This is a genomic window from Chryseobacterium sp. Chry.R1, from assembly GCF_039645525.1.
In the GTDB taxonomy this organism is placed as follows: domain Bacteria; phylum Bacteroidota; class Bacteroidia; order Flavobacteriales; family Weeksellaceae; genus Chryseobacterium; species Chryseobacterium proteolyticum.
Genome location: NZ_CP151793.1, coordinates 1011035 through 1029509, shown reverse-complemented (window position 1 = coordinate 1029509; position 18475 = coordinate 1011035). Strand labels below are relative to the sequence as shown.

Sequence of the window (18475 nt, the reverse complement as noted above, 5' to 3'; positions counted from 1 at the left end):
GTTCAGTGAAAAATAATTTTTGGTACATTTATTATCCGCTAATTTTGAACCAAGAAATAAACTCATGAAACGCAAAAACCTTATTGTTCTGCTTTGGGTAACCATAGGAACAGCATTATTCTTCTTCCTGTTTTTTACAAAGGAGAAGACCATTGACAATCTAATGCTTTCCTTTCTTATTTCTGGTCTTTATTCTTTTGTGCTGGGGATGGGAAACGGCATGCTTAATGATTATTTAAATAAAAAGGTTCCATGGTCTGAAGCTACCACCAAAAGAGCCGTTATAAGCGTTATTTCGATCCTTATAGCCAATATTATTCTCGTCTATATTTGCAATTACATCAATTTTGTTCTTTTCCAGAAAGATGCAACGTCAGAAGAGTTCTTTTCTGGGAAATATAATTTCATCAACTGGTTCATGGTGAATATTGCTCTTCTTATCTCAGCTTTTCTTCATGCCAGGGGTTTCATGGAAGAGCTCAAAAAAACTTCTAAAAAAGAAGTAGTGGAACAAAAGTTGATTGCAAAATCTGCCAATGCACAGTTTGAAACCCTTAAAAATCAGCTCGATCCTCATTTTCTTTTTAATTCATTAAATGTATTAAGTGCCCTGATTGATGAAAATCCAAAACAGGCACAGAAGTTTACAGCTTCTATGTCAAAGATTTATCGCTATGTACTGGAGCAAAAAGATAAAGAACTTGTTACTGTGGAAGATGAAATAGAATTTGCAAAAACATACTGCGAACTGCTGAAAACAAGGTTTGAGGACAGTGTAGATTTTATTTTTGATGTCCGGAAAGAAGATTACAGGAGGTATGTCGTTCCGCTTTCTCTTCAATTGCTTCTTGAAAACTGTATCAAGCATAATTTTGCAACCTCTTCAAAACCATTGATTATAAAAGTTTTTTCGGAGAATGATACACTTTGTATTGAAAATAATCTGCAGGTTCGGGAACAGATTAAAGAAAGTGCCGGAATTGGACTTGCCAATATTGTACAAAGGTATTCACTGCTGACCAAAAGAAATGTTTTTATTGAGAAATCGGATGATTATTTTAAAGTGAAACTTCCGGTTCTATCAGATAAGCCTAACGTTGTCAGTATTAAACCTGAAGATGAAGATAAGGCCTATAAAAAAGCTCAGAAAAGAGTAAAAGAGATCAAAGGATTCTATGCCAATCTTATTTCATACTGCCTTGTTATTTCCTTTTTAATCTTTATCAATCTTTATACTCAGAGCCGTTATCATTGGTTTTGGTGGCCTCTTCTGGGTTGGGGATTTGGTGTTGCCTCTCATGCCTTCCAGGTATTCGGCATTGGAGAGTCCTGGCAGGAAAAGAAAATTCAGGAAATTATGGATAAACAAAAAAACAAAAACAATGGAAACGTTTGATGAAAATGATATTCGGTATCAGCAGGCTAAAAAACAGGTAGAGAGACTAAGAGGATTTTATGCTCATTTATTCTCTTACATTGGTGTAAATATTATAATTGCTTATTTCAATTATTCCAACCTGGACCCGGGAGAAAGCTATTTCCAGTTTAAAAACTTCTTTACAGCGATATTCTGGGGAGTAGGACTTATTGCTCATGCACTTTCTGTTTTTCTGCCAAGAATGGACTTTGCTAAGAAATGGGAAGAGAGGAAGATCAGGGAGCTGATGAACAAGGATAAAAAACTGTAAAATCGTTAAAAGCGAATCGTTATTTTGCTACTTTTAAGAATAAAAACAATAACAAATGAATCTACAAATCTTATTTTACGCTTCTATGGCGGCCTGGTTTCTTAGTGAAATCATCTATAAACAAAAATTGAAATCAGCAGATAAGGATCAGAAAAAAGATCAATCCACTCTCAGTATTCTTTGGATAGTTATCCTCTTTTCAATCGGAAGTGCTGTGATGGTGTCTCACATATCTGATTTTGTGATTACAGATTCAGTCTGGATTGTATATACCGGCCAGGCCCTCATTATCATTGGAATTGTATGCCGGTATCTTATCATCAGGTCTTTAGGTAAATATTTTACTGTAGATGTGACAATACGGGAAGATCATAAAATTAAAAAAGACGGGCTTTATCATTATGTGAGACATCCCTCCTATACTTTTGCATTGTTAACTTTCCTGGGACTAGGCTTATATCTAAATAACTGGATTTCCTTTGCCCTGGCGTTTATTCCTCCATGTATAGCATTTAGTTACAGGATTAAAATAGAGGAACAGGTGCTCATTGGACAGTTTGGTGATGATTATATACAATACAGGAAAGCAACAAAAAAGCTTATTCCATTTATTTATTGAATTTTAGGAGAAAAAACAATAATTAACTTTTAACCAGTACTTTATATTATATTTATTTGATATTTTAAATAAATAAAAAATGAAAAAAACGATAATTTCACTATTTGCTATTTTGCTTTTAGGATGTAATTCAAAAGGACAAGAAAATAAGGTTAGACTGACAGGAGATCAAGTTATTACAGAGTTAGAAAATCTTCATTTTTTTGGACTGACTGAAAAAGAAGATCTGGAAGAAAGTAAAGCTAATTTTAAGGATTCGTATGAGCGGCTTCATTTTTTTGAAGGTAAAGAAAGAGATGATAGTACGACATTTACTGACAATAGATTCTATTCTATTGACTGTGAGGTGCTATTTGAAAGCGAAGGATTAATTGAGTATTTAGAGATTGTAAGAAAAGCATTTGATAAGCTCGGATTAGAGCTTAAAGTAAGTGATGAATTCAGTAAACAAAATAAAAAACATTGGTTGCATAAGATAAAGCTAAATGGAAAAGAGTATATAGCCTATGATAATGATTTTGGTATGTATGACTGGGATATTTCGTTTGTCAATTTTATTAGAATGCTAAATGATCAATTAAGTATGCAAAATGCAGGGGAAAAATTTTATCCGATAAGATCGGGGAACGATGGAATGATGGTCTTACTTACAAAAGAGCAGTTTGACTTTGTAAGAGCCAATTATCCAAATGATAAGGATCATCCAAAGGAGCTTAGTGAATGGGAAAATATACGTCGGAATTAATGTAGGCTTTAAATGATTTTAAATATTTTATCTATATAAAAAAATCCCGATTTCAGTTGAGTCGGGATTTTTGCTATTCAGAAGGGATATTCGACGACTCAGTAAGATATAGTTGATTTGAAGGCGGTTTTCGTGATACATTTGATTCAAGAAAATAAATAATCAAAATTCAATAGTATGGAAACATTATCATTCGACAAGGAAAATCTGACTTATAAAAAAGCAGTAAGACGTGTAAAAGAATTAAAGGCATTCTATGGGAATCTGACTTCCTATTGTTTAGTAATCCCATTTTTATTTGTTTTAAACCTTTTAACATCACCTGACCACTTATGGTTCTACTGGCCTATGCTTGGATGGGGGATAGGTATTATTGTTCACGCCATAAACGTCTTTGGAATAGGGAAAGAATGGGAGGAAAGAAAAATAAAAGAGTTAATGGAAACAGACAAAAGAAATCATGGAAAAGTACTTTAATAAAAATACAATGGAATATAGCCAGGCCTACGAACGCGTCAAAAGATTGAAGAGTTTTTATAAAAACCTTGCATGGTTTTGCGTTATCGCAGGGATTTTGTTTTTCAATGATTATTTTGAGCACGGAACAATTGATTTTTCTCCTTTTCATGGATCGATCCTTTTGCTTATATGGGGAATAATATTAGCTATGAAAGCAGTCAGGCTATTTATTTTTGACTCCGAATGGGAACAAAGAATATTAGACAAGCAACTTCATAAGGGTAAGCCGAAAATATAGTTCAAAACCGGATTCTTTTATCTACTTTTAATGCTGTAATTTGAAAAACTAAAACCGTTATTTATGATCAAAACTGTCATCATTGAAGATGAAAAACCAGCTTCAAGAAAATTGGAGCGGATGTTGAGTATATTTCCTGATATACAGGTAATTGCAAAAATAGAATCGGTAGAAGAAGGTGTTTCTTGGTTTTCTGAAAATGAACATCCGCAACTGATCTTTTCAGACATTGTTTTAGGAGATGGATTGTCTTTTGATATTTTTGAAAAAGTTTCATCAAAAGGATTCATCATCTATACGACGGCTTTTGATCAATATACTCTTAAAGCCTTTAAACTGAACAGTATTGATTACTTATTAAAACCAATTCTGGAAGATGATCTGGCAGGAGCTATAGATAAATTTAAATCTTTTCTTCCTTCCGGGAACCCGGTTAGTTCTGAAGAAATTAAACAGCTGATAAAAAAGGACAAATCCACCCTTTCCAGAATTTTGGTGAAAATAGGATATAACCTGAAAATTATTCAGACCAGTGAGGTAAGTTGTTTTTTCAGTGAAAATAAGATTGTTTACCTTCAGACACGGGAAAGAACATACCCTTCAGATTTTACACTTGATGAACTGGAAGAGACATTGGATGAGAAAAAATTCTTCCGTGTGAACAGGCAATTTATCGTTAACTCTGATTATATCAGAAATATTCATACTTCTCCAAATTATAAGGTTGATCTGGAATTCCAGCCGGGAGAGGAAATTACGATAAGCCGGGATCGTGTGAAAGATTTTAAAGAGTGGCTGGTAGGCTAAAATAAAAGATTTTGATATTCAGTTATCAATATTAACTATTTGTAATCTATTAGGTTAGAATTAGTGTCTTCAAGTTGTTTGATATGAAGAGACAACACGCCACTACCAATTGGAAAGCTATTTGAGCCAGGTTGAAATTTCTTCTTTGAAGAATTTTGAATAGGACAATAAGCTCTTATATTAAAAACTAATACATGTATTTATAAAATGCAATTCATGGAATTTTTATTCTGGATTCTTAAGTTCTTCGTTGATATTTTTTATCCTTAAAATACAACGTTGATTTTAAATAAAGGCAATGATTTATAATGGATTATATTAAATCAATTAAACAATTTTCTGAATACTCATTTCCTCAAACAAAAGATAAACCCGAAACAAAGTGCTCCGGGTTTATTATATATTATTTAGTCTTAATTTTTGGTGAGTATACTGAAAATTTTATATTATGCAATAACTCCGCTTCCTATCAATTCATCCTCCATATACCATGATGCAAACTGTCCTTCAGCAATTGCAGACTGCGGATTTTCAAATTCTATATAAAAAGCATCTTCAAACTGGTATAGCGTAGCCTTTTGAAGAGGCTGTCTGTATCGGAACCTGGCCATTACTTCCATGGATTCACCATTGGAAAGTCTTAGGTCCTCTCTCACCCAATGAAGTTCAGGATTATTTATTTTTAAAGCTTTTTTATGCAGTCCTGGGAAGCTATGACCTTCTCCTACGAAAATAATATTGTTTTCGATGTCTCTGGACACGATAAAACAGCTTTCTTTATGTCCGCCTATACCAAGCCCCTTACTTTGGCCGATCGTGAAAAATTGAGCTCCCTGATGCTTTCCGATTACCTTTCCGTCAGATTTTTTATAACTGATCTTTTGTGATAAATACTGGAGTTCTTCTTCCTTCGAGGAAAATGAAGGCTTTTCTTTCGAAAATAAAGGAGAATCGCTGAAAATTTCTACAATTTCACCTTCTTTTGGCTTGAGTTGCTGCTGTAAAAACTGAGGAAGACTTACTTTACCTATAAAACATAGTCCCTGAGAGTCCTTTTTATCCGCTGTTACCAGCCCGATTTCTTTTGCGATTTCCCTAACTTCGGGTTTTGTAAGTTCACCAATAGGAAACAAAGCCTTTGACAATTGATCCTGACTCAGCTGACAAAGGAAATAGGATTGGTCCTTGTTGTTATCTTTACCTGCCAGTAAATGAAAAATTTCCTTTCCGTTTTCATCAAAAGTTGAGGTTACCCTGGCATAATGTCCTGTCGCAACTTTATCCGCGCCCAAAGACATTGCTGTTTTCATAAAAACATCAAATTTAACCTCTCTGTTGCATAGTACGTCAGGATTCGGGGTTCTCCCTTTTTCATATTCTGCAAACATGTAATCGACGATACGTTCCTTATAAAGATCACTCATATCAATAACCTGGAATGGTATTCCAAGCTTCTGAGCTACCATTAACGCGTCATTACTGTCCTCTATCCAGGGACATTCATCTTCTAATGTTACGGAAGCATCATTCCAGTTCCTCATAAACAAAGCCACTACTTCATGCCCTTGCTGTTGCAGCAAATAGGCTGTAACGCTAGAATCTACACCTCCGGAGAGGCCTACTACTATTTTCATTATATTTCAATTTTACGAAACTCTTAACGGGAGTTCTTAGTTTGATCCGGCAAAAATACAACTAAAAAGATTCGCAAAAAAACCATAATTTTAAGCATTGATAAAAACGATGGTAATATAAAATCCCGGAATTTTAAAGGGTTATGAGTTCGCAGGAAAGCAATTGCATATTATCTTTATTAATAATTAAATATCAGAGTATGAAAAACATAATTATTCCATTGATGCTGATGTGCTCAATATCAATATTTTCCCAGGTCACAGTGGGAGCTCCCTCAATGACTGAAAACAACAGATGGACTTTCGGAGGCGGGATCGGTTTAGGTTTTGGAAGCAACAGCGCATTTTCTCTTCAGGCAGCTCCGAGGATAGGATACCGGTTAACAGATGATCTTGAAGCGGGAGTATTGGGAAGTGTTTCCTGGCAGACATCAGACTATTATAGATCAACGATGTTCGGGGTTGGTCCTTTTGTGAATTACTATTTCGCAAGATCCTTTTATGTAGGGGCGAATCTTCAACATTATTTTATAAATTATCATGATAAATTTTATGATTATAAAGATAACCGGGAAGAAACGGCACTATATCTGGGAGGAGGATATATGCAAAGGATAGGAGGGAATTCCTTTATGCAGCTGGGATTGATGTACAATGTTTTATGGAAAGAGAATTCAAGTGTTTTTTCAAGTGGATTGGTTCCGAACATTGGATTCGTTGTGGGATTGTAGTTTTATTGAGGTGCTTTAATCAATATCATTAAATATTACAGGAATGAAGGTCGAAAATTTTTCAACTAATGGTTTGATAAGTTTCATTAAAAATACTTATCCTGTATCAGATTTTACTGCCAATCTTATTGCCGACAATTTTGAACCTGTAATTTTACCGAAACATCAGCTTACCTTAAGAGAAGGAAGCATTAATTCTGATTATATTTTTCTCGAGACAGGCTACATGCGTTCATATGTGTTGGATATTGATGGAAATGAGGTAACAACGAATATATTCAAGCCTAATGAAATGGTTTTTGAAGTAGAATCTTATTTTCAAAGAAAACCGTCAAATGAAAATATTGAAACAATTACAAGATGTATTGTCTGGATTGGAAAATACGAAAAATGCCAACGACTTTTTCATACCTTACCAGAGTTTAGAGAATTTGGAAGAGCTATTTTGGTGAAAGGATTTACGGAGCTTAAACAACGTACCGTTTCCATGATTAAAGAAAAATCCGAAAGGAGATATGAAAATTTATTATTAGAATCGCCAGATATTTTCCGGAATGTTCCTTTAAAATTTATTGCATCTTATCTTGGAATTACAAATACTTCTTTAAGCCGGTTGAGAAGATAATATAAAAAATTGCCAATTGGTAATTTTTTTATAAAGTATGAAGCTGAAATTTGCATAATAAATGATACATTATGCAAACAGAAAACATTCAACAGACGGGCTTGGAAAAGCGTATCGCGCTTATTCTGATCTTTTGGGGAGCAGGAAGTTTTTTATTAGGTTTTTTTAATATTTTCAGCCTTATTCCGCGCCTGCTTTTTGGCGTCTTAATTGCTTCAATACTTTTGGTCTTGATTATTATTTATCAGTCCAAACCTTCTTTTAGAACTTTCTCCGACTCTATTCCTTTAAAGGGGATTGCTCTTTTTCATGTTTGGAGAATTTTTGCGGGCTGGATTTTTATTTCATATACTGGAAAACTGTCAGAAACATTTATTAATAATGCGGCTTATGGAGATATTATTTCAGGAATCCTTGCTGCCACCGTTTTTGTTTTCGGACGTACCAAGCTAAGCTATTATATTTTCAATATTATTGGCTCGCTAGATTTTATTATTGCTGTAGGAACGGGGGTTTTTCTTACCATTACAGAAAATAATGAAATGGCTCCGATTATTCAGTTACCGTTAATCATGATTCCGCTATTTGGAGTTCCTCTTTCCGGCTTTACCCATTTTATTTCTTTAAAGCGTCTTTTAAAAATGAAGAATAAAAAGCTTTCAGATATTATTGAATGACAGCTAATAAAATTTTAAATAATAAAAAAGCACGGAAAATACTTCCGTGCTTTTTATTTTAACAAAATTATTTATTTATTGAGAAGACTTTTCAGTCGTCTTTTTGGTCTTTTGAGCCTTGCCGGTTAATCCGTCTTTAGCTTCATTTACATCAAGAACAATTGTTTCTCCTTCATTTAATTGCTTGTTTACCAGCATTTCTGCCAATAAATCCTCAATGTATTTCTGGATTGCTCTTTTCAATGGTCTTGCACCAAAATCTTTATCCCATCCTTTTTCAGAAATAAAATCTTTAGCTGCTTCAGTTAAATCGACTTTATATCCTAATTTATCAAGTCTGGTGTAAAGCTTATTTAATTCAAGATCAATGATTTTCTTGATATCAGTCTGTTCAAGAGAGTTAAAGATCACAATGTCATCAATTCTGTTCAGGAATTCAGGAGCAAATGCTTTCTTAAGGGCATTTTCAATTGTGCTTCTTGCTCTGTTGTCTGTATTTGACTTCTTAGCAGAAGTTCCGAATCCTACACCATCTCCAAAGTCTTTAAGGTCTCTTGTTCCGATGTTTGAAGTAAGAATAATGATCGTGTTTCTGAAATCAATTTTTCTACCTAAACTATCTGTAACGTGCCCTTCATCCAGAATCTGTAATAAGATATTGAATACATCAGGGTGAGCTTTTTCAATCTCATCAAGTAGAACTACTGCATAAGGTTTTCTTCTCACGGCTTCAGTAAGCTGACCTCCTTCCTCATATCCAACATATCCCGGAGGCGCACCTACCAATCTTGATACGGCGAATTTTTCCATATATTCACTCATATCAATTCTGATCAATGCTTCATCTGAATCGAAAAGTTCTCTTGCCATTACCTTGGCAAGCTCAGTCTTACCAACACCGGTTGTTCCTAAGAAGATAAATGTTCCGATCGGACGATTTGGATCTTTAAGACCTGCTCTGTTTCGTTGAATAGCTTTAACTACTTTTCTTACAGCATCTTCCTGTCCGATAACTTTTCCGTTCAGGTTGTTGTCCATCTGAGCTAATTTATCAAGCTCATTTTTACCAACTTTGGTTACAGGAACACCACTCATCATGGAAACTACCTCTGCAACGTTTTCTTCTGTAACCGTTTCTTTTTTCTCTTTTACATCCTTATCCCACTGATCTTGTGCGGCATTAAGCTCCATTTGAAGTCTTTCCTCCTCATCTTTAAGCTTTCTGGCTTCAAGATAATCTTGAGCTTTTACAGCTTTCTGCTTCATTTCTTTGATGTCTTCAATTTTCTTTTCGAATTCAATGATTTCGGTAGGGACTTTCATGTTTTTGATATAAACACGGGAACCTGCTTCGTCCATTGCATCAATCGCTTTATCCGGTAGGAAACGATCTGTAATATATCTTGATGTAAGATTCACACAAGCCAATATGGCTTCTGGTGTATAAATCACATTATGATGCTCTTCATACTTATCTTTGATCTGATTTAAAATCTGAATGGTTTCGTCAATAGAGGTAGGCTCTACCATTACTTTCTGGAATCTTCTCTCTAATGCTCCGTCTTTTTCAATATATTGACGGTATTCATCCAAAGTAGTGGCTCCGATGCATTGAATTTCTCCTCTTGCAAGAGCCGGCTTAAACATATTGGAGGCATCGAGACTTCCTGTAGAGCTTCCTGCACCTACAATAGTGTGAAGTTCGTCAATGAATAGGATAACATCCCTGTTCTTTTCCAATTCCGTCATGATCGCCTTCATTCTTTCCTCGAACTGACCACGGTATTTCGTTCCTGCTACTAAACTTGCAAGATCCAGTGTGATCACTCTTTTACCAAAAAGAACTCTGGAAACCTTTTTTTGCTGGATTCTTAAAGCTAATCCTTCTGCAATAGCAGATTTACCCACTCCGGGCTCTCCGATAAGAAGGGGATTGTTTTTCTTTCTGCGGGAAAGAATCTGAGAAACCCTCTCGATTTCTTTCTCACGTCCGATTACAGGATCCAATTTCCCATCTCTTGCTAAAGATGTAAGGTCTCTACCAAAATTATCCAGCGTAGGAGTTTTGCTCTTTGCAGCGCCTAAATTTCCTGCCGGTTTTCTCATCTGCTCAAATTCTTCTCTTTCATCATCATCATCATAAGCACTCATCTGAGGTGATTGTCCGGAATTTTTAAGCATTGTCTGGTATTCTCTTGAAACGCCTTCATAGTCGATATCGTAAGCGCCTAATATATTTGAGGTGGGATCTTCATATTTATAAAGAATACCTAAAAGTAAATGAACGGTATTAATTTCATTACTTTTGTATTGTCGGCATTCTAACTCTGCACGTTTAACGGCATGATCTGCCATTTTCGTGAAAGAAATATTGGTTACCTCCTCAGAAATAGGATTAAGACTTGCTGTATTTAGAGTTTCAATTTTTCTTCTGATTTGTGTTAAATCGGCATTAAGGTTTTGAAGGATTTCTTTTGCAGAGTTTTCTGTTTTTATAATACCTAAAAGTAGATGTTCTGTATTAAGAAATTCACTTTTCAGCCTTTTAGCTTCATTTTTGCTCTGTTTGAACACTTGGCTCAAACCTTGTGAAAACTTATAATCCATAATATATCTCAATTAGAATAAAGATAGAATTATCTTTTATTCATTATTCTAAATTACAAATATTTTACCAAAAATCAATTAATGACTTTATGGCAGAAAAAAGTTTTATTATCTTATTGAAAATGACTAAGTTTGTGTCCCTTAAATTTTTCTTATGAACCCCGAAATTGCTGCTTATATTGGATATTCTGCTTCACTTTTTCTTGTGTTGAGCTTTATATTGAAAGATGTAAGAAAAATTAGAATCGTAAATATGATCGGCTGTATTTGTTTTGTCATTTATGGTATCTTTAACGGAATGCTCTGGCCGGTTATTATACCCAACGGATTGATCTGTATCATACAGATTTACCATTTAATGGCCGGAAAGAAAAGTTAATGGAAAAAAAGATAATTACATCTGCTTTTAGTAATCTGTATACAGATCAGCGAATAGAAAAGGTCTGTCACACCTTGTATGAAAACGGATACTCCCTGGAACTGATCGGAAACGACTGGGGAGGGGCTGAGAAAATCACAAGACCTTATCCTTTCTCAAGGATTATGCTGGTTTCTAAAAGTTTAAAGACGGCTTATTTTGAATTCAACTGGAAATTGTACAAAGAACTGAAAAAGAAAGCAGATAAGAATACCATTCTTCATGCTAATGATATTGACGCTCTTCTTCCCAATTATCTTATCGCAAAAAAATTAAAAATTCCTTTAATTTTTGACAGTCATGAAATTTTTTCCGAAATGCCAGCCATTCAGGGCAAAATGTCACAAAAAATATGGCGTTACCTGGAAAAAAAAGTACTTCCTAACTTAAAATTCATGATAACAGCCAGCGGAAGTTATGCAAAATGGTTTAAAGAAAAATATCATGTAGAGGCTACAGTGGTACAAAATGCACCCAAAAAAATAAACTTTCCAATAGATATTCCCGATAATAAGCCTAAAGTATTTTTATACCAGGGTGCAATAAATCCTTTTAGGGGAATTGATAAAGCAATTCTGGCTATGCATCATATTGATGATGTTGTTTTCAAGATTGCAGGAGATGGTCCCAAAAAGAAGGAATATGAAGAGCTGGTAGCTCGTGAGAATCTACAGCATAAAGTTGAGTTTTTGGGCAAGCTTGTGCCTGAAGATCTAAGAAAAATTACTCTTACCGCAGATGTGGGGATGAGTATCGAGGAAAACGGCGGGGACAGCTACTTATACTCCCTTCCGAATAAAGTCTTGGACTGTATTCAGGCAAGGGTTCCATTAATTATGGCTGATCTCCCTGAAATGCGTAATATAAGAATGCAGTTTGATGTTGGTGAGATCATTAAGGACCATCAGCCGGAAAATATTGCAGATGCTGTTTTCAGAATTTTAAATAAGGGAAGAAAGGGTTATCAGGATGAATTGAAAAAAGCCTCGGAATTGCTTTGTTGGGAAAATGAAGAACTAAAACTTCTGGAAGTTTTTAGAAAGGCATCTCAATAAATTATCTTTACAAAAATGGTATCTTTGCATAAAGAATTGTTAAAAGATGACCATTAAAGAAAAACAGCAGGAAATAATAGACGAATTTGCATTTCTTGACGATTGGGAGCAGAAGTATGAATATATTATTGACCTTGGTAAAGAATTGAAAGGGCTTTCAGAAGACAAGAAAACAGATGCTAATCTTATTAAAGGATGCCAGAGTAAAGTATGGATTGATGCTGAATTTAAAGACGGCAAACTTTATTTTGATGCTGATTCTGATGGTATTTTACCAAAAGGAATTGTTTCTCTTCTGGTTAGTATTTACAGCGGGCATTCTACACAGGAAATTCTGGATTCGGATTTCCAGTTTATTTCAGAGATCGGACTTCAGGAGTTTCTTTCTCCTTCCAGAGCCAATGGACTAATGGCAATGACTAAACAGATTAAATTTTATGCAGTTGCCTATCAACTGAAGTCGTAGTTGTGACAAGAATTTTAGCATATCGTTTTTCCGCTTTTGGCGACGTTGCGATGACAGCGCCCGTTTTTCGTGAATTCCTTGAACAAAACCCTGATGTAGAAATCGTAATGGTTTCCAGAAAAAATTTTGAAAGCTTGTTTTCAGATATTCCCAACATTATTTTTAAAGGAATTAACCTGGATGATTATAAGGGTTTTTTTGGATTAAACAGATTGGCCAATGAGTTAATCAGAGAATTTCATCCGGATTTCATAGCTAATTTGCATGATGTAATCAGGACGAAGGTTCTGGATAAAATTTACAGGAGAAAGGGATACAAAGTATTCAAGATCAATAAAGGAAAAGAAGAAAAGGAAATTCTTACCGATGTCTGGAATCTGGATAAAGTACAACTGAAAAAAACCGTCGAGCGATATGCAGACGTATTCCGGGAAATGGGGTTTAAAGTGAACCTATCCAATAAATTAAGGCCATCAATACAGCAAAAGTCCGGGATCGGGTTTGCTCCTTTTGCACAGCATAAAGGAAAGATGCTTCCTTTGGATAAATCCTATGAACTCGTTAAAATTTTAGCCCAAAAAGATAAAATATATTTCTTCGGAGGCGGGAAAAATGAAACAGAAACCCTGGAAAGATGGGAACGTGAAATTCCGAATACCCAAAGTCTTTCCGGGAAATTAAACCTTAAACAGGAGCTGGATACAATTGCAGAACTTAAACTGATGATCTCAATGGATTCTGCCAATATGCACCTTGCCAGCCTTGTGGGAACAAGATGCGTTTCTATCTGGGGATCTACACATCCATATGCCGGCTTTTTAGGGTTTGGACAGAGTGAAGATGATGTGGTGCAAATTAAAGATTTAACATGCCGGCCTTGTTCAGTATTTGGAGATAAGGAATGTTTCAGAGGAGATTGGGCATGTCTGGAAGAGCTTAATATTCAGAAAATCATTGAAAAAATCTGATGAAATGAAAATTACAATCTGCATTCCTGTCTATAATTTTGATGTCCGGGAATTAGTTTCTGATTTAGGAAAAGAAATTACAGCAAAGGCTTTTAATGCAGAAATCATATTAATCGATGATCGGTCTGAAGAACAATTTAAACAGATTAATAAAGTCCTAGAAGATGAGGTAGAAAAATTGATCTATCTGGATAAAAACATTGGGAGATCAAAAATCCGCAATCTGTTTCTTTCCTATTCAAAGGGAGATTATTTACTTTTTCTTGATTGTGACGGTAAAATAACAAGTGACCGTTTTCTAGAAAATTACATAGAATTTATAAAAGAGAATCCGGATACAAAGGTGATCTACGGAGGGCGAGTTGTCTCAGAATCACCGGTTGATCAAAACCATTATTTAAGATGGAAATTTGCCGTAGAGCGTGAGAATTTACCGGTTTCGCTTCGTGTGGAAAATCCTTACTTGAGCTTCCAAACAAATAATTTTATCATTGATCGGAATATCCTCAAGAAAGTTCCGTTTAATCCCGAATTTCAAAGCTATGGGTACGAAGATCTGTTATTTGCAATGGACTTAAAATCCAGTCATATAAAAATTAACCATCTACAGAATCCTGTATTCAACAATGATGTAGAAGATAATCAACTCTACCTAGAAAAAGTAAAAGAATCGGTAGGTAGTTTATCTCAAATGCTTCAAAACAAACAACTCATTGCAAAACTTTCCGAAATTAAACTGGTAAAAGCGTACAAGGCTATAAAAAGGCTTGGTTTAAAAAGCTTATTTACCATTTTCTTTAGGGTTAGCAGGCCAAGGATAGAGCGTAAGCTTTTAAAGGGAAATACCAACCTTAAATACCTTGATTTTTATAAGCTGGGATTACTACTGAATGTAGCGGATATCTGAAAGATTTTCCTTATCAGAATCATTTCAGGTAAAAATAAAACATTGACAAAAATGCCAATGCTACGATTAAAAATTAATTATCTTATTACTTCAAGAGGAGCGCCTTTTTTTGGACGATGAAGTACCAATTCATAGATTTCTGTACTTTTGTCTTTAAGTTTTGCCTGCAAAGCTGATTCATCTTTATTTTTTTCATCAGTCCTGATTAAAGCAACCATTCTTCCATTGCCATAAAAAACCATTTTATAATTGTCTATCGGTAAAACTTCAACGATATTCTGAATCGTTTCCGATGTTTCTGCCTGGTCCTTTTTGCTCTCAGCAGAAGAAAGATATAAGGCCTTGTCAATTTCGGCATCTCGGACTTTTGTTTTTGTGAGAAAACTACCAATATCTTTTTTCTGCAGAATTTCCCTGAAATGATTATAAGTCTCTAAGACCTCTTTCAGAAGAGCATCTTTATCTTCATTCAACAGAACAGCGGAGTGGGACCATCCTGATACCTGATAGGGAACATCAGAAGTAAAATCCCAGGATTGAGTAATCTCTTTTGTGGGCTTACTGGTTTCTGCATTAAACTTACAATCTACTATTACCTCATAGTCAGGGGAATCAAATGAAGCATACTTTAAAATTCTGAATTTATAATATTTAAGCTCGTTTTCATCCAGTTCTTTATCCGACTTCAAAATAACTTTAACGGTTTGTTTTCCCGGACCTAAAATTTCACGATTAATAGGCAAGGTCAACGATGTTCCGCCGTTTTTGTAATAATAGGCAACCAGGATATCATTAATGTAAACCTGAAAATCGCCAGCTGCATCAAGGCTTAATGCATATAAAGGTTGAGAAGCCATATTTTGTGTTGTTTTTTTTTCGTAATTACTTTTGTTTGATGGAGATGTATGAGACGTTGTGTCTTTTTTTTGACAGCTTATCATGTTGAATAGCAATAAGCCAAATAATATCTTTTTGTTCATTGTATTAATATTTATGTTCTTCTCCGGCTCCAAATGTCATGCTGACTGGATTTCCGGAGTAGCTTGGGATCAGTTTAAAAGGATCAAGTGTTTCCGGAGCTTTATTTTTGGAGTTCCTCTTCATGGAAAATTTGTAATAAACAGTAACCATAAGTCCTGAGAACTTGGTTGTAAAGTCAAATTTATTATCCCAATCGAAATTAGGGCTTGCTGTAATTTTGAATGAACAGTCTGCTCTTACCCCGGCCTGAAGCTCTACCTCAGGAAACTTATTGATCTGCTTAGCGCTCATGGTAAGGCCCAGTTCAAGTTCAAGTTTCCCTCCCAGTGTTCCGGAAAGGGTTAAATCGGTATCGAATTTATTGCCTTCTTTTGCATCATTCCATTTTACATAGGCTTCCTCGATTGCCAGATTTGCATAAAATATCAAATCAATACGATAGGTAATGCTTAAGGCATTCATGGATATTTTTTCAATGAGCCAGGTCGTTAGGTCCAGGAAAGTAATAAACTTTCCATAAACAGGAATTTTATCAGCTAAGGCCAATAAATCAATTTTAAGCTCTCCACCAATGAGGGGAGAACATTTTACCTTTCCGGCAAGTTCAAGGCCAACAAAATCCCCTGTTTTTGCAAATTTCCAGCTAATCCCTGCTGATGGGGCAGGAGGGAGGAGTGAAAGGCTCATCATGCTCCTTCTTCCTGCCAGTGAAGGAGGAAGGGATTCTGCTCCCTTTCTGGCCTCTTTTGCTCCTGCAATATCATCTACCGTATCATAAACCGATTTTAAAATGCCCAGCATTTTACGGTACTTTTCGGCAAATTTCCAACTGAGTTCATGGGAGACACCACCATTATATGAGACCTTGGCAGAAAGTCCAAAATTCCCTTTCATGTCTCCCATGTAACGGTTAGCAGAAGTGGCAATTTTTTTTTGTCCGTCTTTGATATTTTTGTTTTCGTTTCTCTCTTCTCTTCTTAAGTCGGCCAGGGCAACAACATCCCCTTTTGTTTTAAGGTCTCCTACTGAGATGGTGTCTCTTGTTGCTTTACTTTCCGTACCATAGATATTATAGGTTGGCTCAGAATTTCCGTACCAAACAGGGTCGGAGGTATTGTAAAGGAAGTTTAGTGACCATTCTACATCCGGGAATATCCTGATTTTAACAAGTTGATTAGGATACCGACAAGTAGAAACAGGGACAAAATACGTTTGTATTTTTTCTTTTGATAGCCAGAAGTAATTGACCAGCCAGGATTCTGCCACAGGAATATCATTGAATTCTTTATCTCCGATAGCTGTAGTTTTGTTGTAAATGTAGGAAAGGTTCAGTTGGAGTTTATTTTCTCCAATAAAGCTGTAATCCTCATTCTCTTTCCATCCCTGTACATCTGCTACATTTCCTGACGGGGCTTTCGTTTCATCAGCGTAAGCATCAGTATCATTTGCTTGTGTGGGATCATTTTTTACGGATAGTACTTTATTTGTATAATGGGGAACCAGAACAGTATCTAATAAAAAAACATGTTGCGGGATATTATGTTTTTGGTCTTTAGGAAGTAAAACTCCCGTACACAAAACATTTTTATTCTGAAGGTTATCCAGGGTTATGCTTATTTTTTTCTTTGTTTTGTCTCCTGTTACAAGGTCAAAAGTATTTCGTGTATTGTCTATCCTGTCTTTGGCATCTTCATCAAATATAACATAGGGAGATCGTTTTTTATCATCCTCATCGGCTATCGTTATTTTGCTGTATCCGCAGGGATCATATTCTTTTTTAAGATATTCAATGTCTCCTATATATTGAATCTGATTATTTTTTTGTTTTTCAAATTCACCGAAAAGGGCACTCATATCATTATAAGGGACCACTAAGTCAGGAGAAGTGTTAAAGATCCATTTTCCTTTTTCCATTCTTCCCCAGTTTGAAGTGTCTTTTTCAGAATCATATTCACCTTCCTGGGTAAGAAAACCTTTCGGTAGAAGAACAGGTCCTGTGAATCCTACATAACCTTTTAACCTTAGAAAGAACTTTTCATCCTTCTTTTCTTTATTGTGATTTTTTTGCCATTCGGTATTCAACTGAAACTTTAAAGATTTTACCGTGTTGTAAACGAATGGTCCCGGATTGGTAATTTCAATTCTTTGCTGTTTGGAAACGACCTTACCTTTGTTAATAAGCTCAACATCAAAAATGAACTTTGAAAGGCTATTGTTCCAGTCGGGAAGCATATGCGTATAAACTTCTACATCTACTGTTTGCCCATACAACGCTTTTTTTTCGTTATTTGTCAAAGGAATATACCCTCCTTTAGGAAATTTAAAATGACAGTATAAGACCTGTGGTTTATCAATAACAACCACTCTCATGGCTTCTGTACCATCTGTTTCAGGGAAATTACTATAAGGGATTAACAGATAAATGACTCCAATACTTTTTGCACTTGACTGAATGTCACCGGTAGTGAATACTTTGTTGTTTCCTTCAAATATTTTGTAATCCTTGTTTTCTTCGTTTTGGGCTTTTATTGTTGTAAAAAAGTCATTCGGCCCAAGGTTTGGGTAAAGTTGTTTAAATGATGTCCAGATATGCTCTCTTATAAGGAACCACTTTACTTCCTTCATTGTAGATTCCGGATTTCGGGTTCCTTTTCCCAGGCAGGTTTTATCCAGATAAGCGGTAAATGAGTTTCTGGCAGGGCTTAGTTCCACAATGGATCCGGAACCATACTTCCTGACGTTTTCTTTGGGCTCCTTGATCAGAGCTTTTTTAATCCCAGCTGTACCCAT

General features: G+C 35.3%; 19 protein-coding genes. 15 read left to right on the top strand and 4 right to left on the bottom strand.

The features are described from left to right. The first annotated feature begins 64 nt into the window (after positions 1-64). From AAEU33_RS04870 to AAEU33_RS04840, 7 genes are all read left to right on the top strand, one after another. A complete protein-coding gene (locus AAEU33_RS04870) occupies positions 65-1396 on the top strand; it encodes a 2TM domain-containing protein (RefSeq protein WP_345991141.1) in 1332 nt (443 codons plus the stop codon). Beyond that, the gene (locus AAEU33_RS04865; RefSeq protein WP_345991140.1) at positions 1383-1688 is read left to right on the top strand and encodes a 2TM domain-containing protein; all 306 of its coding nucleotides are present in this window, start codon (positions 1383-1385) and stop codon (positions 1686-1688) included. Before AAEU33_RS04870 ends, AAEU33_RS04865 begins: the two co-directional genes overlap by 14 nt. Before the next feature lie 55 nt (positions 1689-1743). Further along, entirely contained in the window at positions 1744-2307 is a 564-nt protein-coding gene (locus AAEU33_RS04860) for an isoprenylcysteine carboxylmethyltransferase family protein (RefSeq protein ID WP_345991138.1), read from the top strand. A 79-nt stretch (positions 2308-2386) separates the two neighbouring features. Further along, positions 2387-3052, top strand: coding sequence for a hypothetical protein (locus AAEU33_RS04855; protein ID WP_345991136.1), 666 nt, complete (start codon positions 2387-2389; stop codon positions 3050-3052). A 177-nt stretch (positions 3053-3229) separates the two neighbouring features. Beyond that, positions 3230-3529, top strand: coding sequence for a 2TM domain-containing protein (locus tag AAEU33_RS04850; RefSeq protein ID WP_172281759.1), 300 nt, complete (start codon positions 3230-3232; stop codon positions 3527-3529). Next, positions 3513-3809, top strand: coding sequence for a 2TM domain-containing protein (locus tag AAEU33_RS04845; RefSeq protein ID WP_345991134.1), 297 nt, complete (start codon positions 3513-3515; stop codon positions 3807-3809). The genes AAEU33_RS04850 and AAEU33_RS04845 overlap by 17 nt, the downstream gene beginning before the upstream one ends. A 63-nt stretch (positions 3810-3872) precedes the next feature. After that, positions 3873-4616, top strand: a complete 744-nt coding sequence (locus AAEU33_RS04840; RefSeq protein WP_345991132.1) for a LytTR family DNA-binding domain-containing protein — start codon at positions 3873-3875, stop codon at positions 4614-4616. A 446-nt stretch (positions 4617-5062) separates the two neighbouring features. On the opposite strand, the gene mnmA is transcribed toward AAEU33_RS04840, so the two are convergent. Continuing rightward, entirely contained in the window at positions 5063-6250 is a 1188-nt protein-coding gene (gene mnmA / locus AAEU33_RS04835) for a tRNA 2-thiouridine(34) synthase MnmA (RefSeq protein ID WP_172281765.1), read from the bottom strand. Between the two features lie 200 nt (positions 6251-6450). Between mnmA and AAEU33_RS04830 the strand changes: the two genes are divergently transcribed. From AAEU33_RS04830 to AAEU33_RS04820, 3 genes are all read left to right on the top strand, one after another. Continuing rightward, entirely contained in the window at positions 6451-6981 is a 531-nt protein-coding gene (locus AAEU33_RS04830) for a hypothetical protein (RefSeq protein ID WP_345991130.1), read from the top strand. 43 nt (positions 6982-7024) lie between these two features. After that, positions 7025-7606, top strand: a complete 582-nt coding sequence (locus tag AAEU33_RS04825; RefSeq protein ID WP_345991128.1) for a Crp/Fnr family transcriptional regulator — start codon at positions 7025-7027, stop codon at positions 7604-7606. A 71-nt stretch (positions 7607-7677) separates the two neighbouring features. Continuing rightward, on the top strand, positions 7678-8283 hold the full coding sequence (locus AAEU33_RS04820) for a hypothetical protein (RefSeq protein ID WP_172281771.1): 606 nt from the start codon (positions 7678-7680) through the stop codon (positions 8281-8283). 75 nt (positions 8284-8358) lie between these two features. On the opposite strand, the gene AAEU33_RS04815 is transcribed toward AAEU33_RS04820, so the two are convergent. Beyond that, the gene (locus AAEU33_RS04815; RefSeq protein WP_172281773.1) at positions 8359-10890 is read right to left on the bottom strand and encodes an ATP-dependent Clp protease ATP-binding subunit; all 2532 of its coding nucleotides are present in this window, start codon (positions 10888-10890) and stop codon (positions 8359-8361) included. 154 nt (positions 10891-11044) lie between these two features. Between AAEU33_RS04815 and AAEU33_RS04810 the strand changes: the two genes are divergently transcribed. Genes AAEU33_RS04810 through AAEU33_RS04790 form a run of 5 tightly spaced genes read left to right on the top strand, consistent with a single transcriptional unit; the run spans position 11045 to position 14704 of the window. Further along, positions 11045-11269, top strand: a complete 225-nt coding sequence (locus tag AAEU33_RS04810; protein WP_273650277.1) for a uroporphyrinogen decarboxylase — start codon at positions 11045-11047, stop codon at positions 11267-11269. After that, complete coding sequence (locus AAEU33_RS04805; RefSeq protein ID WP_345991126.1) at positions 11269-12363, top strand: glycosyltransferase; 1095 nt, start codon at positions 11269-11271, stop codon at positions 12361-12363. The genes AAEU33_RS04810 and AAEU33_RS04805 overlap by 1 nt, the downstream gene beginning before the upstream one ends. Before the next feature lie 46 nt (positions 12364-12409). Further along, complete coding sequence (locus AAEU33_RS04800; RefSeq protein ID WP_273650279.1) at positions 12410-12829, top strand: SufE family protein; 420 nt, start codon at positions 12410-12412, stop codon at positions 12827-12829. 2 nt (positions 12830-12831) lie between these two features. Further along, positions 12832-13797: a glycosyltransferase family 9 protein gene (locus tag AAEU33_RS04795; RefSeq protein ID WP_345991124.1), complete on the top strand. Its 966-nt coding sequence runs from the start codon at positions 12832-12834 to the stop codon at positions 13795-13797. 4 nt (positions 13798-13801) lie between these two features. Next, entirely contained in the window at positions 13802-14704 is a 903-nt protein-coding gene (locus AAEU33_RS04790; protein ID WP_345991122.1) for a glycosyltransferase, read from the top strand. Positions 14705-14781: 77 nt separating this feature from the next. Here the strand turns inward: AAEU33_RS04790 and AAEU33_RS04785 are convergent, their stop codons facing one another. Together AAEU33_RS04785 and AAEU33_RS04780 are read right to left on the bottom strand one after the other, a co-directional pair. After that, on the bottom strand, positions 14782-15684 hold the full coding sequence (locus tag AAEU33_RS04785; RefSeq protein WP_345991121.1) for a hypothetical protein: 903 nt from the start codon (positions 15682-15684) through the stop codon (positions 14782-14784). 4 nt (positions 15685-15688) lie between these two features. Further along, complete coding sequence (locus tag AAEU33_RS04780) at positions 15689-18475, bottom strand: hypothetical protein (RefSeq protein ID WP_345991119.1); 2787 nt, start codon at positions 18473-18475, stop codon at positions 15689-15691.

Bases quoted from the DNA above. Each gene is read 5' to 3' on its own strand.
- AAEU33_RS04820 (WP_172281771.1), top strand. From the start codon at position 7,678: ATGCAAACAGAAAACATTCAACAGACGGGCTTGGAAAAGCGTATCGCG.
- AAEU33_RS04790 (WP_345991122.1), top strand. From the start codon at position 13,802: ATGAAAATTACAATCTGCATTCCTGTCTATAATTTTGATGTCCGGGAA.
- AAEU33_RS04830 (WP_345991130.1), top strand. From the start codon at position 6,451: ATGAAAAACATAATTATTCCATTGATGCTGATGTGCTCAATATCAATA.
- AAEU33_RS04850 (WP_172281759.1), top strand. From the start codon at position 3,230: ATGGAAACATTATCATTCGACAAGGAAAATCTGACTTATAAAAAAGCA.
- AAEU33_RS04860 (WP_345991138.1), top strand. From the start codon at position 1,744: ATGAATCTACAAATCTTATTTTACGCTTCTATGGCGGCCTGGTTTCTT.
- AAEU33_RS04870 (WP_345991141.1), top strand. From the start codon at position 65: ATGAAACGCAAAAACCTTATTGTTCTGCTTTGGGTAACCATAGGAACA.
- AAEU33_RS04780 (WP_345991119.1), bottom strand. From the start codon at position 18,475: ATGGGTACAGCTGGGATTAAAAAAGCTCTGATCAAGGAGCCCAAAGAA.
- AAEU33_RS04815 (WP_172281773.1), bottom strand. From the start codon at position 10,890: ATGGATTATAAGTTTTCACAAGGTTTGAGCCAAGTGTTCAAACAGAGC.
- AAEU33_RS04785 (WP_345991121.1), bottom strand. From the start codon at position 15,684: ATGAACAAAAAGATATTATTTGGCTTATTGCTATTCAACATGATAAGC.
- AAEU33_RS04805 (WP_345991126.1), top strand. From the start codon at position 11,269: ATGGAAAAAAAGATAATTACATCTGCTTTTAGTAATCTGTATACAGAT.
- mnmA (WP_172281765.1), bottom strand. From the start codon at position 6,250: ATGAAAATAGTAGTAGGCCTCTCCGGAGGTGTAGATTCTAGCGTTACA.
- AAEU33_RS04845 (WP_345991134.1), top strand. From the start codon at position 3,513: ATGGAAAAGTACTTTAATAAAAATACAATGGAATATAGCCAGGCCTAC.
- AAEU33_RS04865 (WP_345991140.1), top strand. From the start codon at position 1,383: ATGGAAACGTTTGATGAAAATGATATTCGGTATCAGCAGGCTAAAAAA.
- AAEU33_RS04825 (WP_345991128.1), top strand. From the start codon at position 7,025: ATGAAGGTCGAAAATTTTTCAACTAATGGTTTGATAAGTTTCATTAAA.
- AAEU33_RS04800 (WP_273650279.1), top strand. From the start codon at position 12,410: ATGACCATTAAAGAAAAACAGCAGGAAATAATAGACGAATTTGCATTT.
- AAEU33_RS04810 (WP_273650277.1), top strand. From the start codon at position 11,045: ATGAACCCCGAAATTGCTGCTTATATTGGATATTCTGCTTCACTTTTT.
- AAEU33_RS04855 (WP_345991136.1), top strand. From the start codon at position 2,387: ATGAAAAAAACGATAATTTCACTATTTGCTATTTTGCTTTTAGGATGT.
- AAEU33_RS04840 (WP_345991132.1), top strand. From the start codon at position 3,873: ATGATCAAAACTGTCATCATTGAAGATGAAAAACCAGCTTCAAGAAAA.